Origin of the sequence: Psychrobacter arcticus 273-4 (assembly GCF_000012305.1) — a bacterium.
Lineage (GTDB): Bacteria > Pseudomonadota > Gammaproteobacteria > Pseudomonadales > Moraxellaceae > Psychrobacter > Psychrobacter arcticus.
Genome location: NC_007204.1, coordinates 841,634 through 864,987 on the forward strand (window position 1 = coordinate 841,634; position 23,354 = coordinate 864,987).

General features: G+C 42.7%; 14 protein-coding genes, 2 tRNA genes, 3 pseudogenes and 1 other annotated feature. Of the genes and pseudogenes, 12 read left to right on the forward strand and 7 right to left on the reverse strand.

Features of this window, described 5'->3' with window-relative positions; genetic code table 11:
* The first annotated feature begins 418 nt into the window (after nucleotides 1-418).
* The 3 genes from fba to ruvB all read left to right on the forward strand — a co-directional run bounded on the left by fba (nucleotide 419) and on the right by ruvB (nucleotide 3,326).
* On the forward strand, nucleotides 419-1,456 hold the full coding sequence (fba, locus tag PSYC_RS03695; RefSeq protein WP_011279994.1) for a class II fructose-bisphosphate aldolase: 1,038 nt from the start codon (nucleotides 419-421) through the stop codon (nucleotides 1,454-1,456).
* 78 nt (nucleotides 1,457-1,534) lie between these two features.
* Complete coding sequence (gene ruvA, locus PSYC_RS03700; protein WP_011279995.1) at nucleotides 1,535-2,158, forward strand: Holliday junction branch migration protein RuvA; 624 nt, start codon at nucleotides 1,535-1,537, stop codon at nucleotides 2,156-2,158.
* Nucleotides 2,159-2,345: 187 nt separating this feature from the next.
* Nucleotides 2,346-3,326 (forward strand): Holliday junction branch migration DNA helicase RuvB, encoded by a 981-nt coding sequence (gene ruvB, locus PSYC_RS03705; RefSeq protein WP_041757960.1) that lies wholly within the window; start codon nucleotides 2,346-2,348, stop codon nucleotides 3,324-3,326.
* A 125-nt stretch (nucleotides 3,327-3,451) separates the two neighbouring features.
* On the opposite strand, the gene PSYC_RS03710 is transcribed toward ruvB, so the two are convergent.
* The 4 genes from PSYC_RS03710 to PSYC_RS03725 form a co-directional block, all read right to left on the reverse strand.
* Nucleotides 3,452-5,113 carry an ABC1 kinase family protein gene (locus tag PSYC_RS03710; RefSeq protein WP_011279997.1) on the reverse strand — a complete coding sequence of 554 codons (1,662 nt, stop codon included), beginning with the start codon at nucleotides 5,111-5,113 and terminating at the stop codon, nucleotides 3,452-3,454.
* Between the two features lie 57 nt (nucleotides 5,114-5,170).
* Nucleotides 5,171-5,866: a ubiquinone biosynthesis accessory factor UbiJ gene (locus tag PSYC_RS03715; protein WP_011279998.1), complete on the reverse strand. Its 696-nt coding sequence runs from the start codon at nucleotides 5,864-5,866 to the stop codon at nucleotides 5,171-5,173.
* A 249-nt stretch (nucleotides 5,867-6,115) separates the two neighbouring features.
* On the reverse strand, nucleotides 6,116-7,240 hold the full coding sequence (gene ubiE / locus PSYC_RS03720; protein WP_011279999.1) for a bifunctional demethylmenaquinone methyltransferase/2-methoxy-6-polyprenyl-1,4-benzoquinol methylase UbiE: 1,125 nt from the start codon (nucleotides 7,238-7,240) through the stop codon (nucleotides 6,116-6,118).
* Between the two features lie 81 nt (nucleotides 7,241-7,321).
* Nucleotides 7,322-8,032 (reverse strand): FFLEELY motif protein, encoded by a 711-nt coding sequence (locus tag PSYC_RS03725; RefSeq protein ID WP_011280000.1) that lies wholly within the window; start codon nucleotides 8,030-8,032, stop codon nucleotides 7,322-7,324.
* A 283-nt stretch (nucleotides 8,033-8,315) separates the two neighbouring features.
* On the opposite strand from PSYC_RS03725, the gene PSYC_RS03730 reads away from it, so the two are divergent.
* Together PSYC_RS03730 and PSYC_RS03735 are read left to right on the forward strand one after the other, a co-directional pair.
* Nucleotides 8,316-9,971, forward strand: coding sequence for an ATPase (locus PSYC_RS03730; protein WP_011280001.1), 1,656 nt, complete (start codon nucleotides 8,316-8,318; stop codon nucleotides 9,969-9,971).
* A gap of 391 nt (nucleotides 9,972-10,362) precedes the next feature.
* Nucleotides 10,363-11,970: an inorganic phosphate transporter gene (locus PSYC_RS03735; protein WP_011280002.1), complete on the forward strand. Its 1,608-nt coding sequence runs from the start codon at nucleotides 10,363-10,365 to the stop codon at nucleotides 11,968-11,970.
* A gap of 124 nt (nucleotides 11,971-12,094) precedes the next feature.
* Here the strand turns inward: PSYC_RS03735 and PSYC_RS03740 are convergent, their stop codons facing one another.
* On the reverse strand, nucleotides 12,095-13,735 hold the full coding sequence (locus PSYC_RS03740; protein ID WP_011280003.1) for an aminotransferase class I/II-fold pyridoxal phosphate-dependent enzyme: 1,641 nt from the start codon (nucleotides 13,733-13,735) through the stop codon (nucleotides 12,095-12,097).
* A gap of 590 nt (nucleotides 13,736-14,325) precedes the next feature.
* Between PSYC_RS03740 and msrB the strand changes: the two genes are divergently transcribed.
* From msrB to PSYC_RS03770, 6 genes are all read left to right on the forward strand, one after another.
* The gene (gene msrB / locus PSYC_RS03745) at nucleotides 14,326-14,751 is read left to right on the forward strand and encodes a peptide-methionine (R)-S-oxide reductase MsrB (RefSeq protein ID WP_011280004.1); all 426 of its coding nucleotides are present in this window, start codon (nucleotides 14,326-14,328) and stop codon (nucleotides 14,749-14,751) included.
* A 611-nt stretch (nucleotides 14,752-15,362) separates the two neighbouring features.
* Nucleotides 15,363-15,438, forward strand: a tRNA-Val gene (locus PSYC_RS03750).
* A 54-nt stretch (nucleotides 15,439-15,492) separates the two neighbouring features.
* Nucleotides 15,493-15,569, forward strand: a tRNA-Asp gene (locus tag PSYC_RS03755).
* 452 nt (nucleotides 15,570-16,021) lie between these two features.
* A complete protein-coding gene (locus PSYC_RS03760) occupies nucleotides 16,022-18,379 on the forward strand; it encodes a sensor histidine kinase (protein ID WP_011280005.1) in 2,358 nt (785 codons plus the stop codon).
* 33 nt (nucleotides 18,380-18,412) lie between these two features.
* Nucleotides 18,413-19,351, forward strand: coding sequence for a response regulator (locus tag PSYC_RS03765; protein ID WP_011280006.1), 939 nt, complete (start codon nucleotides 18,413-18,415; stop codon nucleotides 19,349-19,351).
* A 466-nt stretch (nucleotides 19,352-19,817) separates the two neighbouring features.
* Nucleotides 19,818-20,150 (forward strand): hypothetical protein, encoded by a 333-nt coding sequence (locus PSYC_RS03770; RefSeq protein ID WP_041757557.1) that lies wholly within the window; start codon nucleotides 19,818-19,820, stop codon nucleotides 20,148-20,150.
* A gap of 332 nt (nucleotides 20,151-20,482) precedes the next feature.
* Nucleotides 20,483-20,599: a sequence feature (AL1L pseudoknot), on the reverse strand.
* Here the strand turns inward: PSYC_RS03770 and PSYC_RS11780 are convergent.
* A pseudogene (locus tag PSYC_RS11780) lies at nucleotides 20,525-20,871 on the reverse strand (transposase); the annotation flags it as partial. It overlaps the preceding feature by 75 nt.
* Nucleotides 20,872-20,935: 64 nt before the next feature.
* On the opposite strand from PSYC_RS11780, the pseudogene PSYC_RS03780 reads away from it, so the two are divergent.
* Nucleotides 20,936-22,333, forward strand: a pseudogene (locus PSYC_RS03780) (type I restriction enzyme endonuclease domain-containing protein); the annotation flags it as partial.
* 162 nt (nucleotides 22,334-22,495) lie between these two features.
* Here PSYC_RS03780 and PSYC_RS11340 read toward each other — a convergent pair.
* Nucleotides 22,496-23,160 (reverse strand): annotated as a pseudogene (locus tag PSYC_RS11340) (transposase); the annotation flags it as partial.
* Nucleotides 23,161-23,354: the final 194 nt, after the last annotated feature.

The window sequence follows — 23,354 nt, forward strand, 5'->3', positions numbered from 1 at the left end:
AAAGCTCAGGCTATTCATTAATATAGTAGTGACAGGCTGTTAGCTGATGAGTTGTTTTATAAGCTATTAAAATATAAAAAAGCTTTGGTGTGAACTGACCCCCATAAGTTGGACACAACTTATGGGGTATTTTTATGGATCTTAGATAAATGAAATCGACCATCTAATTATCCAAACAAGATATAAAAACCAAGCAGACAAACAAATAATCGGCTAAGCGCTACGAAGCGCCGGTAATTTTTGCTATAATCACGACGTAATAATGACGAGCAAAAAACAGTGTTTTTGTTGGCTTATCATGGAATATCCATTGCAAAGCTAGGTTGCAGTGCAAATGTGGCAGCGTCGTATTGTTAAAAATGATGTCTTAATCTCATCTTCAAAATACTATTTTTAAAACATAACCAGAGAGCGTTTTATGGCCTTAATATCGTTACGTCAACTTTTGGATCATGCTGCTGAACACGGCTATGGTGTTCCTGCTTATAATGTCAATAATTTAGAGCAGATGCGTGCCATCATGATGGCGGCTGACGCCTGTGATTCTCCTGTGATTGTACAAGCCAGTGCCGGCGCACGTAGTTATGCAGGCTCGGCGTTTTTGCGTCACCTGATTATTGCTGCTATTGAAGAGTGGCCACATATTCCAGTAGTGATGCATCAAGATCACGGTATGTCACCCGCTATTTGCCAGCGCTCAATTCAGCTTGGTTTTTCGTCAGTGATGATGGATGGCTCGCTTGGTACAGATGGCAAAACGCCAATGGATTATGATTACAACGCTAGCGTCACCCGTGAAGTGGTCAAAATGGCTCATGCTTGCGGTGTTTCAGTAGAAGGCGAGATTGGCTGTTTGGGCAGTCTTGAGACTGGTATGGCAGGCGAAGAAGATGGCTCTGGCGCAGAGGGTGTGTTAGATCATGAGCAGCTATTGACCAGCGCTGATGAAGCTGAGCAATTCGTTAAAGATACCAATGTTGATGCGCTTGCCATTGCTATCGGTACCAGTCATGGCGCTTATAAGTTCACGCGTCCACCGACAGGCGATATTCTATCGATTGAGCGCGTCAAAGAAATTCATGCACGTATTCCTAACACGCATCTGGTCATGCATGGCTCATCATCAGTACCGCAAGAGTGGCTAAAAGTCATCAATGAAAATGGCGGTAATATCGGTGAAACTTATGGTGTGCCCGTTGAGCAAATTGTTGAAGCGATTAAGCATGGCGTACGTAAGGTAAACATCGATACTGATTTACGTTTGGCATCAACCGGTGCTATCCGCAAGTTCCTTGCCGAAAATCCTAGTGAATTTGATCCACGTAAATACTTCAAAGCGTCTATGGTTGCGATGTCAGATATCTGTACCAATCGTTTTGAAGCATTTGGTTCTGCTGGTCAAGCACATAAAATTCGTCCTATCAGTCTTGAAGGCATGGTCGATTTTTATAAATAAGCTTGTTGGCAAGATAGGCTAATTTAATAACTGCAAAGCAAATTATTTTATTGCAGGTTTTATAAAAGGTGGTGGATTATGATTGGATTGATTAGTGGACAGGTGCAGTATTTGATGGCACCGACTGCCTGTGTTATGACCACCTCTGGCATAGGCTATGATATCGAGCTGCCGCTACCGTCATTTTGCCAATTACGACTCAATGAGCAGGCGAGCATTTGGACGCATTTTCATGTGCGTGAAGATGCGCAGCTGCTTTATGGTTTTATCGATCGTAAAGAGCGCGATGTTTTTCGCCAGCTGATTAAAATCAATGGCGTTGGCGCAAAAATGGCATTGGCTATGCTGTCTGCAATGTCAGCTGCTGAGCTAAAAATGCATGTCGAGCAAGAGTCAGAAACTGCATTGACTCGTATCCCAGGTATCGGCAAAAAAACGGCGCAGCGTTTGTTGATTGAGCTAAAAGACAAGCTGAAAAATATCGAGGTTGACAACAGTAATTTAGAATTTGCGATTCAGCCTGCACCAATTTCTGCTGAAGATAGTATTATTGCTGAGGTCGAAGGCGCGTTGATGAGCTTGGGCTATAAAGAGAAAGAAGCTCAGCAAGCGATCAAGGCAGCAAAAAGTAATGGCGAGACATTTGCAGATACACAGAGCTTGTTAAAAGCCACCTTGCAGCAGTTTCAAAGTTTTAAGTAGCGTTATCTTTATAACAAAGCAGTAATTAAAAAATAGCGATTAAAAATAAGCGACATTAGGTGTCGCTTATTTTCTTTTTAGCGCCTGTTTTATGATGTTTCGCATGACTTATGCGAAGCGTTTGGTTATGCTATTTGTTACCTAATCTTTTAAAAACAATGCTTTAAACATAATGGCAAAAACTATGATGCAAGATCGTTTGATTAATCCGCTAGAAGGGGCAGCTGATGCCCCTGATGCCAATATTCGACCAGCATTATTGGCGGAATATATCGGTCAGCCCGTCGTACGCGAGCAGATGGAAGTCTTTATTCAAGCAGCACGTGCGCGTGATGAAGCATTGGATCATACGCTTATCTTTGGACCGCCAGGCTTAGGGAAAACGACCCTTGCCAATATCATTGCTCGTGAGATGGGTGGCAACCTACGTTCAACATCAGGACCTGTGCTTGAGCGTGCGGGTGATTTGGCAGCGATGCTGACCAATTTGGAAGCGGGTGATGTTTTATTTATCGATGAGATTCACCGTTTAAGTCCTGTGATTGAAGAAATACTTTATCCAGCGATGGAGGATTTTCAGCTGGATATCATGATTGGTGAAGGACCAGCAGCACGCTCTATTAAGCTTGAGTTACCGCCATTTACTTTGGTCGCAGCGACCACGCGAGCAGGTTTATTGACATCACCGTTGCGCGATCGCTTTGGTATTGTGCAGCGACTGGAGTTTTATAATATTGCGGATCTAACGACCATTGTCAGCCGCGCTGCTCGTTTGATGCGCGTGCCGATGAGTGAGGATGGTGCAGTTGAGATTGCGCGCCGTGCTCGTGGTACGCCAAGGATTGCCAATCGTCTATTACGCCGTGTACGTGACTATGCACAAGTCCGAGGCGATGGTAGTATCAATGGTGCTATAGCTGGTAGTGCACTTGATATGCTAGCAGTGGACAGACGTGGTCTTGATCATTTAGACAGACGTTATATTGAAATATTGCATGAGCGTTTTGATGGTGGACCTGCAGGCGTTGAAGCCGTGGCAGCAGCGATGGCTGAAGACCGCGGTACGCTTGAAGATGTGATTGAGCCGTATCTGATTCAACAAGGCTATGTACTACGCACCGCACGTGGTCGTGTATTGACGCAAATGGCGATTGATCAAATGGTATAAAAGTTAGCCCAAAAAATGTGCCTGTGTTTAATTAGAATGTTAAACACAGGCACATTTTTTTGCTTTAATTTCTTATAAGCCCTATTATTAGTTTCAAAGGTATTCTCGTTAAAGGTATTAACGGTTTAGGCTAAGATGCGCCAAACGACTGCCAAAATCGCCAAAAGATAAAAGATAGGTGAGAGCCAACCGATAACTTGCGTTGCAATGGCAATGAAAATAACAAAGCCCGCCAGTGCCAACCAATCTCGGCGACGATCGTTTAGCATATCAGCACGAATTTGTTGAATTTCACGCAATTGGCTGTCTTGACGTGACCCTTGTGAAGCAAGGCTCTGTAATCCTTGGTCTAACAATTTTGGGATATCTATCGTTGATAATAAAATCTCAGGCAACTGCTGACGTAGCTGTTGCAAATTACGCATCGGATCGAGCTGCTCTTTAATCCAGCTGCTTAGGATGGGCTTGGCAAGTGACCAGATATCAAGGTCAGGATATAAGTCACGCCCAAGACCCTCGACGTGCACCAAGGTTTTTAGCAGTAGCATCAACTGTGGCGGGATGCTCATATGATGGCGGCGGGCGATATCTAAGATTTGCATCAACACACCCGCAAAATCGATATCATTAATCGATTTTTGTAGCATCGGACCGACAGTGCGCTTCATATCGCGCATCAAAGCATGTTTGTCGGTATTTGGTGGTATCCAGCCTGCTCGGCTGACAATATCGACCATCGCCGTAAAGTTATTATTCATCACGGACAATAACATTCGTGCGACGATAAGCTGATCATCCTTTGACAAGGTGCCCATGATGGCACAATCAAGCCCGATATAACGTGGCTCATGACCTAAGTCAACGGCTGCCATATTTGCAGTCAAGGTATTGACTGGCGGCGTCTCTACAAAGACGTTGCCGGGATGCATATCGGCATGGAAGAAGTTATCACGGAATACTTGGGTAAAAAATATGGTTAAGCCTTTTTCTGCAAGCGCCGCACGGTCATAGCCCAATTGATCAAATATTTCAATTTGCGAGATAGGAACGCCTTGAATACGCTCCATGACCATGACGTTTTTGGCGGCATCATAGATTTCAGGCACATACATCAATGCCGAGCCCAAAAAGTTGTTGCGCATCTGCGTCGTATTGTCCGCCTCTAACGTCAAATCCAACTCATTGAGCATGACTTGACGATAGTCTTCAACAATATCGATAACATGTATCGCACGTGCGACTTCAATACGAGCCGATGCCCAATTAGCCAGTTCACGTAGCAATTCAAAATCTGCAATAATGGTAGTGCGAATATCAGGACGAACCACCTTTACCACCACTTCACGCCCATCATGCAGGGCAGCGGTATGGACTTGGGCAATAGACGCTGCTGCTAAAGGCTTGACGTCAAAACGCGCAAATAAAGTCCCAATAGATTGACCAAGTCCATGCTTGGAGTCTTGGATTTGGGCAATGGCAACATCAGAATCAAAAGATTTAACTTTATCTTGCAGTTGAATAAGTTGCGCAATAATCTCAGGTGGAACGAGGTCACGGCGGGTTGAGAGCAGTTGTCCCAGTTTTAGGAACAGCGTGCCCATATCTTCAAGCGAGTATTTAATGGCATTGGGCTGATGCTTTTTACCCCACGCAGCTGGATGCATACGTATTAAACGCACCAAAGGTTGCAGCTGCGGCGCTTCTTCGACAGAAAAATGGGTGTCAATACGATAGGTGGCGGCAATACGCCAAAGCTCAAGTAAACGGGCGCGATGGGATAATAGCATGAGATATAAGTACTCTAAATAAAGTCAAAAATAAGGTAGGCGTTGTAGAAAAAGGGGTCATCTACTATTGGTCAAACGTGCTTGCTCATCTTTGATGGCGGCTAATCTGGCTTCTTCACGTTCGACATCGGCGCGCAGTTTCAGTAGTTGCTGCTTAAGAACATTTACTTCTGCTGCTTCACTAGTGTCAGGAGTGACATTGCCTGCCACATCATTTGCCCAGTCGCTGACATCGTTAAAGGCGCGTTTGGCGCTATGACGCCAGCTGCCTTTAAGCTGCGATATCAGTAAATGTAACTGGCTCGCCATCGGCTTACCAATAAATGGTTCAAGCTGTCCGGCGACATCAGGATCAAAGCCTGCTACCAGTTGATTTAATTGCATAAGCACCTTGTAATCGCCTTCAATAGGCAAATTGCCTTCAGTGCCGCGCATGAGATTCAGTAGCTGGGCAGGATTAGCAACGGTAATAATACAATCTGGGCGGCTGTGACCAAGACGACCACGCTCAAGACTGGCTTTTTGGCGCTCATTCATAGTGCCACTTTGTTCAAATACACTCTCAGTCGTCACCGGCTCAAAACGCAAACGCTCTTGAGTAAATAGCACATCCAAATTTACATCAGGCGTACCCATATTTAGACGCAGCACTTTGCCAGCAAGTGGCACCAGACCCGCTTTGGTAATCTCATCACTGGCGATGGCCATGTTAATCAGCTTTTCGGCACCAGCCAAAAGTAGAACAGTCAGCATAAGGCTCTCGCATGGTTAGTTGAGCGCCTTAAAAGAGCGCATTATTTATCAAGATCCGTTGCCACCACTTTAAGTGATGGTATTTTTTATCACTATATATAGTTGAAATACTTTAAAGTCGCTACCGTATTGCTGGTGTAAATTTTTTGCAGCCTCTGTCTGCGTAGGCACAGCAAGCAAGAAAAATTTGCACCAGCAGTACGTGTTGTATCGATATTACTTTTCACCGACTATATTTTAATTTAAAGCTTAAGCTTTAAAGCCACGATGGACAGCGACGATACCAGCTGTCAGATTGTAATAATCACAATTTTCAAAGCCTGCTTGTTGCATCATTTGCTTTAATGTTTGCTGATCAGGGTGCATCCGAATCGATTCTGCTAAATACTGATAGCTCTCAGCATCATTGGCAATCAGCTTGCCCATAATCGGTAATGCGGTAAATGAATATAAGTCATAAGCTTTAGACAATGGCTCAAAAACCGGTTTTGAAAACTCAAGCACCAATAAGCGACCACCTGGCTTCAGCACACGGTACATAGATTTTAACGCCGCATCTTTGTCCGTGACGTTACGCAAGCCAAAGCTAATAGTAACCAAATCAAAGCTATTATCATCAAATGGTGCTAGGGTTTCAGCATTGGCCAAGACAAAATCTACATTATTACAGCCAGCATTAATCAAGCGCTCACGACCGACCTCTAACATCGCTGCATTGATATCTGATAACACAACGTGACCATTGCGTCCGACTTCACGGCTAAATACTTTTGCCAAATCACCCGTACCGCCAGCGATATCTAATACATGTTGACCGGCACGCACGCCAGACAAGCTGATGGCATAACGCTTCCACAAGCGATGAATACCAAAAGACATCAAGTCATTCATGATGTCGTATTTTTTGGCAACTGAAGTAAATACATCAGCCACACGCGCTTGCTTTTCCGCTTTATTAACGGTCTTATAACCAAAATGGGTTTCTTCATGACCATCGGTATCAGATGTATGCGGATTATTGATGTCATCACGCTGGTTAAAAAGCGTTTGTTTGGTGGCTGTACTCGTTTGTGCAGCGCTATTGGCGTGACTGTTTTGGGTGCGGTTTTCAGTATTGGCATTTGGCATAGTGGTTTGTTGCCCTTGTGGTGTTCCTATGGGTAAATCTTCAACATGGGTAAAGTCATTATTATTAGCACTTGTGGTGGTATTTTGAAGTGCTTTCACTTGAGCGGTGATATTTTGGTTATTGGTGATACTGTCTTGAACCAATTTATCTTGTAGATGACCGTTAGTAGTCGTGATGTTATTAGATAGGTTGCTAGTAGAAGTATGAGCAGCTTGGCTTGCGTTATTATTTACATGATCAGTCATCGTGTTGTCCTGTTATTTATTTTTATGCTTATTTTTAGCCAGATAAAATACTCAGATTTACTGAGATGATGCTTGTTATTATCATACACCAAACGCAGCGGGCTTACCGCCATTATCCACGGCATGCACTTCATCAATAACCTCAAGCTCGCGCTCGCAAAACGGTTCGATAAAGCTGCTCACACTTTTTAAGGGTTTCATGGCTTTAAAGCCTGCATCGATAAAATCGTAAAGCGGTTGAAAGTTGTAGCGATAGGCGGTGCCTTTAGCCAGAGCAAAGGCTTTTTTGAGCATAAATGAATTCAAGTCTTTGTCAGTACGATAGCAGACGTCTTTTAAGTTATTAATCTGTACGCGGCGCTCATCCGCTTCATCAACCGTACGGTAAGCGAGCAGCATGTTTTCTTCATTGACCGCTAACTCTTGTTCGAGTAACCACTGCGCCAAATGTAAGTCAAGCTCAATGGCCAATATAGACGCTTGAATACCCATACTACCGGCTTCTAAAGAAGACTCTTTGGCAAGACGTTCTAGTTTCTTAGCTTTAGGAAGGATGCGGCCCAATTGTTCTGCCAATACTTTAAATTCATCACCACCGTACAGCTGCGTTAAAAAATAATCTGCCATTAACTGGTTTTTTGGTTGTTCAAATAGTGCGCTATGCGTACGCTTAATACGGGCTTGTTGCCATGACTGTACTTCATTGAGTTTTTTATTCAATGCAGCATCTTCATGATGTGGCAGCGCCCAAAAGCGGTTTAGGTGCTGTTGTAAATTGGCTAAAGCAGACATGGCACGTCATCCTATAAAAATAAAAATAATAGTCATCAAGTTGATAATAAAAAAGGGATAATAATGGGCTGGTTAGCGCTAAGTTTTCTACTTATGGGCAGCTATTAAACCATGCTCTCAAGATTTTGTTCACCTTAAAAGAAAATAAGGCAGAATACAAATGCCAAACTGTTACATAGCCACGTTATTTACTAAACGGGCGCAGTGCTATGATAAAACAACTTAGCTATTTAAAACGATTATTTTAAACCAATTATTTGATAAGACTATAGCGAGCATAGACATGAGCAAAAAAAATAATAAAACGGATGTAGAGTCAGCAGAAGATGTGAGCGCGCCATTTAATGAGCAAGTCGTCGAGCAGAGTCTCATGCCTAATCCTTTGAGCAAATTTTCAATGGATGAAGATGCGCTGCGATTGGCATTGGTCACCGCCCAGTTTGCTCTGCGAGCGACGCGTCAGCCAGCCGCACCCAGCACTGATAAAGCCGTTGGGCTATTGGTGTTGGTTAATGGTATGGAGCAGGCCGGTAAGGGAACTGCGGTGACGCAATTGCACCAGTGGGTCGATCCGCGCCTGCTTAAAGTTGAAGCGACCATCGATTATTGTCCCTTAGCGCACCAACCAATTTGGCAGACGCATACCAAAGCTATGGCGCGCCACGGTGATGTGATGGTATATTTTGGCAACTGGTATGCTGACTTGCTATATAACGTGATGCGAATGGTGACTGCAGAGAGCGAAAAGTCAGCAAAAAGTAACAAGAGTACGGATGTTAAAGCGCTGCCAATTGGTCAATGGCAAGACTATTTACGCCAGCAGCTGACGGAACTGCAAGCTTTTGAGCAAGACCTTGTGGCAAATCAAACCAAGCTGCTGAAATGCTGGTTTCATGTCGATATTGAGACTTTGCAAGCAAGACTAAATGACGATGAGCCAGATCCCAAGTTCTTGTATCAAATTGATTGGCATGATGCGGCGATAGTGGCTAAGTTTAATGAAGTTGCAGCGAGTTTATTACGCCAGCAAGGCGATTGGGTCATTATAGATGGCGCAGATAAGTCGCAAGCAGCCCTGCATTTTTGTCATGAAGTCTTACATGCGATGCAAAAGGCATTGGTCAGTAGCGAAGTAGAAAACAGTAAAGACTCAAACAATACTCACAATCACCAAGTAGAGTCCCAATCAATAAAGTTTAAACCAGTAAAAATACCTAAGTTACTCACCGATATCGAAGATTCAGATATTGATAAATCTGACTACAATGACGCATTGGCTAAGAAGCAGGCGCGCTTGGCAGAATTATTACGTGCGCGTCAAGGTCAGCATGTGGTATTTGCCTTTGAAGGTATGGATGCCGCTGGCAAGGGCGGCGCTATCAAAAGATTGGTGGCGCCACTTGATCCACGCGAATATCAAATTTATAACATTGGCGCGCCTATGTTGTATGAGTTACAGTATCCTTATTTGTGGCGTTTTTGGCAAAAGCTTCCGAACGAGCAAACAGACCGCATCAGCCGTGTTGGCATTTTTGATCGTACTTGGTATGGGCGCGTCTTGGTAGAGCGTATTGAGGGCTTTGCGACTGATGATGAGTGGCAGCGTGCTTATGATGAAATCAATCGCTTTGAGGCCGCCTTGGCAGCGTCAGGTACCTTGGTCATTAAGTACTGGCTTGCCATCGATAAAAAAGAGCAGCTCAAGCGTTTTAAGGCGCGTAAAGCGACTGCGTACAAACAATTTAAATTAACCGATGACGATTGGCGTAACCGTGATAAATGGTCGGATTATGTACAATCTGCCGCCGATATGCTGGCACGTACGGATACCAAGAACGCCCCTTGGTGTGTTATCGCTAATAATGATAAGCGCCAAGCGCGTTTAGAGGTTCTAGACCATGCAATCGATCAGCTCTCAGCGTTGCTTGCTATCGGCTAAATAATACAGTGCTGCAAGGACAGTTTTTCTTACGGCTTTGGCGTGCATAGTACACAATAAACGCGGATGATTTATTCCAGAAAAGTACGTGTAATCGTACTATTAAACAGCTATCTATTCATTTATAGCATTAATTTTTTGCTGTTTTATCTTGAATTTACTATGGCAATCAAAGCGTATGTTGGCTAAAAATAACCCTCTACCGTTTGATCTAAGCTGCATATTTCTCAAATCATATATTCACAGTTGCAAATTTTGTCATATCATCATGCATTATGCGTCTATATTTAATATAATAGGCGCGTAATAAGCATTGCTATTTATCAAAATAGCCTTGTCTTCTGTTTATTTGTCTTTAGTTTCAATCAGCTTACGCAGGACGTATCAACGTATGGGTATTAGCAGCAGCTCTACAGAACCAACAAAATCAGTCGGCTCTATGAGAATCAATCTATTTTTTGCCATTTTAATGATTGGAATGACCGCCTACTTTTTGTGGTGGGGTCTAGATTACACCATGCATCAGCAGACGACGCTGTTTATTGTCGCCACTGCTTTTGGTGTTTTTATGGCATTCAATATTGGCGGTAATGACGTCGCCAATTCCTTTGGCACCTCAGTCGGTGCAGGGACGTTAACCATCCCGCAAGCGCTAGGTGTGGCAGCGATATTTGAAGTATCAGGGGCGGTACTTGCTGGTGGTGAAGTGACCGATACCATTCGGAGCGGCATTGTCAATTTAGATGGGTTGTCAGTGACACCTAACCAGTTCATTTATGTCATGCTTTCAGCGCTCATCGCTGCCGCATTTTGGCTGTTGTTTGCCACCAAAAAAGGTCTGCCAGTTTCGACCACACACTCGATTATTGGCGGCGTAGTTGGTAGCTCCATTGTGTTGGGTATCACTTTAGGTGGTACTGAAATGGCGTTATCAACAGTGAATTGGGGCAAGATTGGCACAATCGCCATCTCTTGGGTCCTATCACCGCTACTAGGCGGCGTTTTGTCTTATCTGTTATATGGACAGATTAAGAAAAATATCATTGAGTATAATGATAAAACAGAGGCGCATATTGCAGTTCTAAAAGACAATAAAAAGATGCTAAAGCAAACGCATAAAGCGTATTTGGATGGTCTAACCGAGTCTGAGCAATTGGCTTATACGTCAGCGATGTTACGTGACCAAGAAATCTATAAAGATGATGATTGCTTGGTTGAAGATTTAGAGACGGATTATTACAAAGCACTTTATAAGGTTGAAAACGAGCGCAGCAATCTCGATACCCTAAAAGCACTTAAGCAATGGGTGCCTATTATTGCGGCTGCAGGCGGTGCGGTCATGGCCTCTTTGGTTATCTTCAAAGGTCTGAAAAACGTCAATAATGGTATGACGACGTTGCAAGGCTTTTTAATCATGGGGATGATAGCAGCGCTAGTATGGCTTGCGACTTATATTTATACTAAGAGTATCCGCGGTAAACATAAAGAAGACTTGACCAAAGCGACGTTTATTATGTTTAGCTGGATGCAAGTCTTTACCGCATCAGCGTTTGCCTTTAGTCATGGTTCGAACGATATTGCCAACGCTGTTGGTCCGTTTGCTGCGATTATGGATGTTATTCGTACCAATAGTATTTCAACCGAAGCGGCTGTACCTCCAGCAGTGATGCTAACTTTTGGTGTGGCACTGATTGTCGGTCTTTGGTTTATTGGTAAAGAAGTGATTCAAACTGTCGGTACCAATTTAGCAAAAATGCATCCAGCTTCTGGCTTCTCAGCTGAATTGGCTGCTGCTGCTGTTGTTATGGGTGCATCGACGATGGGTCTGCCGGTATCGAGTACACATACCTTAGTTGGCGCAGTGCTAGGCATTGGTATTGTGAATAGAGATACCAACTGGGCGCTGATGAAGCCTATTGGTTTGGCGTGGATTATCACGCTTCCTGCAGCAGCAAGCATGTCTGCAATCAGTTATATCGTGCTGATAAATATCTTTTAAAACTTAAGTTTATAGTAATTTAAATTTATAGTAACTTAAGTTTAAGTGGTAAATATAAAAAACGCTTATCGATATCATATCGATAAGCGTTTTTTTATACAAAATCATAAATGTCATTTATGACTTAGTCGGTACCAAATTGCTTACGCTTTTTAGCAAAGAAGCGGTCTAAGCGATCCATGGCGTCTTCTAAATCGTGTAAGTTGGGTAAAAATACCAAGCGGAAATGGTCATGTTTGTCCCAGTTAAACCCTGTTCCTTGTACCATCAATACGTTTTCTTCCAACAATAAATCCATCATAAACTGCATATCATCTTTGATAGGGTAAATCTCAGGATCCATCTTTGGAAAGCAGTAAAACGCGCCTTGTGGCATGGTACAAGAAATACCTTTGATCGCATTAAGGCGGGTCACTGCCAACTCGCGCTGCTTGTACAAGCGACCTTTTTTAGAAGTTAAGTCTTTCATGCTTTGATAGCCGCCCATGGCTGTCTGAATCGCATATTGTCCTTGAACGTTAGAACATAGACGCATAGAGGCGAGCATATCCAAACCTTCGATAAAGTCAGCGGCGTGTTCTTTGCGACCTGAGATCATCATCCAACCGGCACGAAAGCCTGCGATGCGATGCGATTTTGACAAACCATTATAGGACAACACCAGTACTTCATCGGTCAAGGTACTCATCGGCGTATGTTCCATATCGTCATAAAGAATACGGTCATAAATTTCATCGGCCATAATAATTAAATCATGCTCTTTTGCGACCTCGATAATTTGCAGCAGTACTTCATCACTATAAAGTGCGCCTGTCGGATTATTGGGATTAATAACCACAATGCCTTTGGTTTTGCTAGTGATTTTAGATTTGATGTCTTCAATATCAGGATGCCAGTTGTCTTCTTCATTACAGCGATAATGTACCGCTGTACCGCCTGCTAGATTGGTAGCTGCTGTCCAAAGCGGGTAGTCTGGCATTGGAATCAATACTTCATCGCCATCATTCATCAGTGCCTGCAAGGTCATGACAATCAGCTCAGAGACGCCATTACCTAGGTAAACATCACGAACATCAACTGCCGATAGAAGCCCTTTTGATTGATAGTATTGCAATACCGCTTTACGCGCTGAAAAAATCCCTTGCGAGTCTGAATAGCCCGTCGCTTCCGGCAGATTCATCGCCACATCACGCAAAATCTCATGCGGTGCTTCTAAACCAAAAGGAGCGGGATTGCCAATATTCAGCTTTAAAATACGTTTGCCTTCTGCTTCCATTTTATTGGCAGTTTGCAACAGAGGACCGCGAATGTCGTAGCAGACGTTTTGTAATTTATCGGATTTTTTTATTGTATTCATAAAGGGACCACTCATCAGGTTATTTGGTGAAATTTTGCGGGGAGTAGAGGGTATTGTCGTTGTGTGTGTGATTTGACTGGCACTATGAGCTTGCTCATCGGATTCGACATATACGTTGGTATTGTCTGACGCTATATTCTTTAAATCGACATCTGATTTGCTGTCACTTTCAAGCTCACCGCGCAATAAATATCCTTCGCTACAGCCTAAAATACGCGCGAGAGTAGGTAGCTTAGATGAGACAATCCCATTCGTCCCACGCTCCCAATTAGAGATGGCACCACGACTGACTTTAGCGCCAGCAGCAGTCATCGCTTGTGCCAACTGCTCTGCCGTCATTCCTTTGTCACGGCGCAGCTGTACCAGTCGTTCAGCTTGTGTGCTTTTAGTCTTGTCATCAGCCATCATTGTGTAAGCCTTTTTATTTTATAAATCCGTCACTAATCAAATAACGAAACCAATTCTATAAGGTAAGTATTAAGCTAATGCTTTAAAAGAGAAATACTTTTAATTAATTCCTAATGCAAGATATTATTGCATGTAAAAACTAAATGCAAGTTTTTTATAGATTACAGTGATTTCCACAATGCAAGATTATCTTGCATTGTGGAAATCACTGTAACGTCCTAAGAAAATTCAACTCAATAAAGCACTATCTATAGTCGGTGAAAAGTAATATCGATACAACACGTATTGCTGGTGCAAATTTTTCTTGCTTGCTGTGCCTACGCAGACAGAGGCTGCAAAAAATTTACACCAGCAATACGGTAGCGACTTTAAAGTATTTCAACTATAGCTTGTCATTTTTCGATATCAAATCGCCTATAGTATCTGGCACTGCCATTTGATACAGCAAGTATTCTTGTTATAAGCGTCTTGAATAATAAGATGCTCGCCAACAGATAAAGCTTATCGTTTTTATAAAAAATAGCGATAAGGCCTCGATAAACCATTACTCACGATAGAGTAGATAATCAGTCATTCCATAAGGATTCGTTATGCAATACAATCAACTGAGCAAAGAAGAAATCAGCCAATTGACCGACGCTGACTGGAAAGAGCGCCTGAGTTCTGATGAGTATCATGTGATGCGCGAGAAGGGCACAGAGCGACCATTTACGGGCGTTTATAACGATATTAATGATAAGGGCATTTATCGCTGTAAAGGCTGTGGCGCCAATTTATTTGAGTCAGATAACAAGTTTGATGCAGGGTGCGGTTGGCCAAGCTTTGATCAAGGCATCGACAATAGCGCCATCGATGAGCACGTCGATGACTCACTAGGCATGCGCCGTACCGAAGTTACTTGCAGCCATTGCAGCGCGCACTTGGGTCATGTGTTCCCTGATGGTCCAAGTGAGACCACTGGCATGCGCTATTGCATCAACTCAGTCGCTATTGATTTAGATAAATCTGACGAATAATCAAAACTGAGGGTGAGCTAATAAAATAAGAGTGAAAAGAGTAGGGGGTATTGATGTCTCCCTACTTATTATTAATATCGTTAAGCCTATTAAATCCATTAACCACAGCGTCTTATATATAGTTGAAATACTTTAAAGTCTCTACAGTATTGCTGGTGTAAATTTTTTGCAGCCTCTGTCTGCGTAGGCACAGCAAGCAAGAAAAATTTGCACCAGTAGTACGTGTTGTATCGATATTACTTTTCACCGACTATTTTTCACCGACTATAGTATCTTACATAACACAGTGTCTAATGTTTGATAGCAATATAAATGAGTGACTAATTTAAGGATGAATAATGAATACTATTTATGATTTTAGCGCTGAGCCTATCGACGGAACTACGCAAAATTTCTCTGACTATAAAGATTAAGTTTTGCTAAATTATAAAATGAATAAAAACAGATGCTTATAAATTTAATCACTAAAATAAGCAAAAATCCGTGATAAATATGAAATAGTGTTTGACAGCCATGTGTAAATCTATATAATACACTCCCACAGCAGCAGAGCTTAGTGACAAACTTAGGGCTCGGTTAATGTAGAATAAATTGCCTAGCAATTGTTCAAAGGGTGATTAGCTCAGTTGGTAGAGCGTCTGCCTTACACGCAGAATGTCGGCGGTTCGAATCCGTCATCACCCACCACTATTTTAGCGACGTGGACCTCTTGATAAAGGTGAAACGCTAAAGATGACCTAAGCAGCGGTAGTTCAGTTGGTTAGAATACCGGCCTGTCACGCCGGGGGTCGCGGGTTCGAGTCCCGTCCGCTGCGCCATATTTAAAACTTAGTTTTAATACAAAAGTTTCAACCTCAAGTATTCATACTTGAGGTTTTTTTGTGTCTGAATTTTCTCCTTGAGACCTTTATTTATAAGAGATATGCATTTTGTCTCTATCAACCATTAAGAAAAGGTCTACTCTTTAATAATTTATTCTCTATAAGTCTGCGTGCATGCACTCTGCTTTTTGAAAATCGGTGACCATTTTTTGACCAAGGTTGTTAAAATTTGGTAGTGGAAATTCATATCATTGTTAGATTAGGGTGTGTTGAACATTGTGCATAAAATGTTGGCAAAAAATAGCGAACGGTTAATCGTTAAGCTCTTACAAAAAAAAGATCTCGTTCGCTATGTATTGGTTGCGTTTGTTAGGCATACTAGTTAACCTCTTTGGGTTAGTATAACCTTACTAGTTGTCCGAATTTATTATGCCACTACAGGTGTGTTTATGAAAGTTGTTGGTCGGTTTGGTAGTATTTCCACCCGTATATTGATTATCTTAACATTGGCTTTTTTACTTATTATTTTGATGGTCTATTGGGTCATCGAAACCCAAGCTAAGCCGCGCATACTGGAGATGACCTCAGAGACAGTGGTTGAAACAGGTAACGAAGCCATTAACAGCATCATGGCGAGTATCAATCATGTCGATGGAATGGCGAAAGCCACCAGTACGATGGCGGGCGGCTTGCCAAAACAAGACGCCCTTTATAAAGAAACCTTTGGCAATCTCATGCAACAAACGGATCAACGTATTGTAGGCGGCGGTGTGTGGTTTGACCCTAATATGTACGCTCAGGGCCGAGAGCGGCAGTCGTTTGTATGGGCACGTGATGAGTCAGGCACCATGCAGCCATTAGAGCGTTACAATCAAGCACGCCAAACGCCTAATCCCTATTATCGTGATTGGTGGTATATTCCTGCGATGTACGCGCGTCATGACCATTGTGTCTGGAGCCGTGCCTATGTCGATCCAGTGAGTAATCAGCCGATGATGACGTGCGCCAAGGCTCTGTATGACAGTCGCAATCAAGCTTTTGATGGGGTGGTGAGTTTCAATCTGCTATTGGACAACCTCGGCGATGCCATGAAAAAGTGGCAAGATAAGCTCGGCGGTTATGTCTTTTTAGTAGACCTAGACAATCGGTTTTTGACTTTTCCAGATCAGTCGAAAGTCATGCATACAACTGAAGATAGTCGCCAAGGCGAGGTCATAACGGCACGTCAGTTGGCAGATGCCAACCCTAACTTTGCCCCTATCGCGGACAGTCTAGATAGTATTAATCAGACACTGATAGATGAGGCGGTAGCTAAAGATAAAAGCCGTTATACGCTCGCTGCACGTAGTATTCTAAGTACGACCAATCTGGATAAAATCAGCGAGCAAGAGTCCAAGTTGCTCTCAGCATTATTACTGTTAAATATCGACCAAACGTTTAATTTGGTAGAGAGTCATTTGGTCGATACCATCGCTGTGCCCAATGATTTTGTGTTGCAGCAGCCCGCCACTGCTTTTGTCTTTCGCATGCCGTTTACGTATTGGAAGATGGTTATCGTCAAGCCTGATAATGACATGATGAGCGTGGCAAATGCCCTGTCCAATAAACTGATTCAAGCCATGCTGCTGGGTTTCATTCCTATCTTATTGTTGACCGCATGGGTGTTTCGTCGCTATTTTACGCGGCCGCTAAAGCGCATGGCACAGTCGGTGGCTGATATGGGGGCGTTAATTGAACAAAAAAAATATCAACAATTAAGCGCGCACAAACTGCCTCATTCAAATGTCAGCGAAATTCAAATCATCAGTGAGCAGACCAATCAACTGATTGATCGCGTCGTCGAGAATGAAGGCGCACTTGCTGAAATTAATGTTCATCTAGAAAAACAAGTCGCCGCCCGCACGCAAGACTTACAGCAAGCCATGGATGAATTAAAAGCCTCACAAGTACATCTGGTGCGCTCCGAAAAAATGGCTACGCTTGGCCAAATGGTGGCAGGTGTGGCGCATGAAGTCAACACGCCGCTGGGCTACGTGCGAAGTAACATGGAATTGGTTGGCGATAATCTCATACGTTTTGATGAGTTGCTACAGCATAGCGATCAATTATTGCATGCCTTAAAAGCGCCAACCATCAATCAAGAACAAGTCGAGCAACTGATAGAGCAAACCTTACAATGCTGCGAAGAGATTAAAGAAGATGAGGTCAGTGAAGATTTGGCAGAGTTGATTAAAGATGGACTTTATGGCGTCGATCAGATTGCTGAACTGGTAGTCGGCTTGCGCAACTTTTCTCGAATTGACGAATCTAAGGTAAAAGATGTCGATATCAATGATTGCATCAATACCTCATTGATTATGGCGCGCAATAACTTAAAAAATTTAGACGTCAATACCAATCTAGCCGAGCTGCCGCTGATTCAATGTAATCCTTCACAAATCAACCAAGTATTATTAAACCTGTTTAATAATGCCGCCCAAGCCATGCCGATTGATCATAAAGGGGTATTACAGGTCAACTCGTCTGTCGATAAGGCGCAGCAGCACATCATAGTGAGTGTCAAAGACAATGGTGTCGGTATCCAAGAAAGTACGCTGGCGCAGATTTTTGAGCCGTTTTTTACCACCAAAAAAGCAGGTGATGGCACAGGGTTAGGGCTGGCCATTACGGCACAAATCATCGAGCAACATGCTGGAGGCATCGAGGTTAGCTCAAGCGTTGGCGAAGGCACGACGTTTACCATCAAATTACCGATACAGTCTATCGCTCATAAAAACAAACCTCCACAAGCCTTATTCGAAAGTTGAGAGACTTCCAATAATTTATTTAAAGAGAGCGTAATGCAAAAACCAAAAATCGCTTTTATCGATGATGAGCCACGCATTTTACGAAGTTTAAAAATGCATTTTCGCCAGTCACATGACGTATTTATTACTACCGATGCCGCTGAGCTGATGGAATATGTCAGCACGAATGAGGTACAAGTGGTCATCAGCGACCAACGTATGCCAGATAAGCAAGGTACGGAAGTATTGAGTGACATCAAAGCGGCCTCACCAAATACTATTCGTATCTTATTAACTGGTTATGCGGATCTGAATGCCGTGATGGATTCTGTGAATGAGGGCGAAATTTATCGCTATATCACCAAGCCATGGCAAAATGATGAACTTAAAAAAATCGTTAATAAAGCCACAGAAATTGCTCAGCAAACGCAAGAAATTACGCAAAGTACCATTGAAAACAATGCGACTCAAAATCGTATTGATAGTGGTGCTGGTAGCAAGCGCAATATATTAATATTAGATGACGACGAGAGCGTCTATCAGCAAATAAAAAGTCAGTTTAAGAGTGCCTATACCGTGAGTTGGGCCAGTAATCTTGAACAGGCTGCAAAGTTATTACAAAAAAAACGCTTTGGCGTCACTATTACGGATTCGACGCTTAATAAAGAAAATATTACACCCATCGTTTATGCTTTGAAAAATATCCAGCCAGATCTGATGGTTCTTATGTTGACTGAATTCAAAGATGCCCATATGGTCATTGATTTAATTAATAAAGGTCAGGTATATCGTTGTCTACCACGGCCGACCAACTTCTCTATCATGAGTATCAGTCTGGATCGTGCTTTTGATCATCATGAAAGATTGGTAGAACAGCCGATACTGGCGGCTCGCCATCATGTCGAAGAGGTGACAGAATCGGAGGCTTTGAATTTTTCTGAAAGACTTAAGGGCTTCTTTGCCAAGTTCAGAGGTTGGCGTATTATTAGATAGAATAGGGCAGGCTAAACATACTCTGTCCATGGCTTGAATGGCTGACCATGTGGAAGGATAATCGCCTGCTGTTTCAATGAGCATGCAAACGGCTCGTTCTTTAATCTCAGGAGTGTAGTTTCGTGTTTTCCTCGGGAGTATAGGTTCATTTTTTCATTGTTGTATAGTCGATTCCAAATAAAGTAGATACATCATGTTTTGACGCGGCACTGGTATAAATTTTTCTGGCGTGCTGTGCCTGCGCAGACAGAGGCTGCAAAAAATTCATTCCAGTCCCGCTGTATCGTTTTTATACTGGGCTTACTATATTCTTTTAGAATGTTGAATCTTCGACAATACTGGGGCAGTTTAGTTGAAAGCTGCAATTATGTATTACAGATAATTGTGATGATGTCATCAGTCTGTCACATCAAAAACCTAGTATAGCGAGTTATAAATTCTTAAGTATAAAATAGTGGGAAAGATGATGCTCGCTACAAAAAAGCAAAGTGATATAGCAGTTAGTCAGCGAAGTTTTGATGCCATCATGATGTTAGCAATCACTACGGTCGAAGATGATATTGGTAGTGCACCTACTGTTGATACGCTCTTATTTGATGAGGCGCACCAAGCTTATTGTGCCGAGCTTTTGCAGAGTATTATTGAATGGCGAGCACAGAACAACCAAAACCGATTATGTGACACCAATGCTGCCCAAAGCTACGCTTATGCTAAGCGTGAGGCATTGATAAAAGTTGCAGAGATAAAGCTCTATAATGCACTGCATAAGGGCGATTGTATAAACGAGGAGAGGATATAGTGGTATGTTAACCAAGTTGATAGTTTTATAAAATTCAAAAAAAGTAAAGCAAGGAAGAGCGTGTTTGTCTAAGTGTTATGATATGACTTAACCAACGCCACACTGTATTGTTATATTTTCTATACTGGTATAAGTTGTAATTAAGTATAGCTAAGTAAGTCCTAAACGAAAGATAACTCTCCGGTTCTTTCGTTTTTTTACGTTGAGGCAATTGAACCGCCCCGACTTTATCGGAGGCTAATTTACTTGAGTCAAGCAGTGATGCCTGACAGGATTAAACTATCATAATACCGTCTTTCAAACTCAAAAAGCGACACATAACCATAGGTTGATGGGGCAATCGGTAGGATTCTGCAGATAGGCTCGATCCCCTAATTATCTTTATAATCATCGATAAACTGAACCATTATTTTAGTTAGCGGTCGAGCTCCGTCTGGGCGAAAAAAGCCGCCGCCTTACGTATGATTTCGTTGGCTTGCTTAAGCTCTCTATTCTCGCGTTCAAGCACTTTGATGCGCTGTTAGCTTTGCGCTTGTACAACGGCAGGAATGGTTTGCTCTATGTGCTTTTTATGCCATGAACGCAGGGTTTCAGGCGTGCAGCCAATCTTTGACGCTATGGCTTGAATGGCTGACCATGTGGAAGGATAATCGCCTGCTGCTTCAATCAGCATGCGAACGGCTCGTTCTTTAATCTCGGGAGTGTAGTTTCGTGTTTTCATTGTCGTATTCTCTCAGAATGTTGAGTCTCCGACAATACCGGGGCGGTTCAGAGCGTGCGAGGAAGGCTCAACCTTATCTGAAAGTGATAAGAAAAAAGTCATGCCTATGGAGCGCGTCAAGATGATTATGACTCGTAACAAGGATGATGAAAAAGGCATGTGGGACAATCTCGGTAATAAAGACTACCGCAAAGAGCTGGATAAGCAATTTAAGAATGACAAATCTAACTTCAAGATAGCCATCGTCGTCGATATGTGGCTCACAGGCTTTGACGTGCCATTTCTCGATACCATCTACATTGATAAACCGCTGCAAAAGCACAGCCTGATTCAAACCATCTCACGGGTCAACCGTAAGTTCGAAGGCAAAGAAAGCGGCTTAGTGGTTGATTACATTGGCATCAAAAAGCAGATGAACCTTGCGCTCTCGCACTATACGGGCGGTCAGATTCAAAACCTAGAAGATATCCAAAAGTCAGTCGTGGTAGTGAAAGACCACTTAGACCTACTGGATACGGTCTATCATAAGTTTGACTCTAGTCTTTACTTCAACGGCACGCCACTAGAGCAGCTCAATTGCTTAAACGCGGCGGCTGACTTTGCCCTGCAATCCAAAAAGCTAGAAAAGCGTTTTATGGATTTAGCCAAGCGTCTTAAGTCTGCCTATGATATTTGCGTGGGTAGTGAAGCGCTCACCAAAGCGCATAAAGACAAAATTCATTACTACTTAGCTATTCGTACCATCATCTTTAAAATCACCACTGGCGGCGCGCCTGACGTTGAACAGATGAACCAAAAGGTACGTGATCTGGTAAAAGATGCGCTAATGAGTGATGGTGTTGAAGAAATATTCAAGCTGGGTGATAACACCGACGGTGAGATCGATATCTTCGATGAAGACTACTTAGCCAAGCTTGAGGTGATTAAGCAGCCCAATACCAAGTTAGAGCTGCTACAACAGCTACTCGCAAAAGCCATTGGTGAGCTGAAAAAAACCAACAAGGTAAAGGGTGTCGATTTCAGTAAAAAAATGAATGCGCTCGTTGAGAAGTATAACGACCGCGCCGAGCAAGACATACTGCGCGCTGAAGTCATTGGCGACTTCTCTGATGAGATCATCAAGCTGTATCACGAGCTACGCGAAGAGATGGCGTCGTTTGGCAAGATGGGTATCGACTTTGAAGAAAAAGCATTTTATGACATCTTGCTGTCACTGGCGCATAAGTATGATTTTACCTATCCAGAAGCTAAGCTGATTGAGCTGTCCAAAGAGGTGAAAAAGCTCATCGATGAGAAGGCTAAATACACTGACTGGAATAAGCGTGATGACATCAAAGCGGAGCTACAGTTTGACCTGATGGTATTGCTCGATGAATGGGGTTATCCACCTGTTGACTCAAAAGAGGTCTATAAAGAGATATTTGAGCAGGCTGAGAATTTTAAGAGGAGTAGGGTGGTTTAGTTATACTCATACTCATACATAATTTAGTATAGTCGGTGAAAAGTAATATCGATACGACACGTACTACTGGTGCAAATTTTTCTTGCTTGCTGTGCCTACGCAGACAGAGGCTGCAAAAAATTTACATCAGCAATACTGTAGCGACTTTAAAGTATTTCAACTATACAACCAGCCTTCGGTGGTCCAGATATAGGTAATATTTCCAACCCAAGCTTGATTTGGCTGATCGAATTTGAAATTTTGTTTCAGCTCGTTTTTAAATACTGGCTTATTGTGTTCACTATTTGTTGTCACTTTATATTTCTTTTTATAACGGACCCAAACACCCGCGTCTTTCATTAATTGAGCTGTTTTTCAACGTCCAACCGGAAAACTTAATGCATTTAATTTTTTCTGTATTCTACGGCTGCCGTAAGTGTGATCACTGGCCTCTGATATTTTTTGTATCACTTCAATCATGTCGCCATCATCGGGTGCGAACTTTTTCGCTCCAGAACGCTTTAAGTAACTGTAATAATTACGGATTTTCACACCAATTAAAGGGCAGATGACACTCACAGGCCAGGTCTTCTTATGCTCAGTAATAAACGAATACTTTATTTCGTTTCTTCTTTAAGTTGACGCATTTCTAATTGTTCAGGCGTTAATTTGCCATTACCTCTAAAGGCGAGCCCATCATCGTTTTCTGCCTCTCGAATCCATTTACCAAGTAGTCCAGGGCTAACACCAAGGTTTCTAGCTGCTTCCGCTTTGTTGTAGCCTTGCTCATTAACGAGCGATATTGCATCTAATTTAAATTCTTTTGAATATTTTTTACGTGTTGTCATTCTATTTCTCCAATTAAGCTTATTATGTCTTAACTGGGGTGTGTGAATTTAGTTGACCACGTCACTATCTTGTGGCGGGCAATGTCTATGCCTGAATCACAAACTGTTTGATAAGAAAAACCAGTGTTATACCGTAAAGTGAGCTGATTTAATCTCAAAAAATAAGCAAAAAAACCCCAGCTATTAACTGGGGT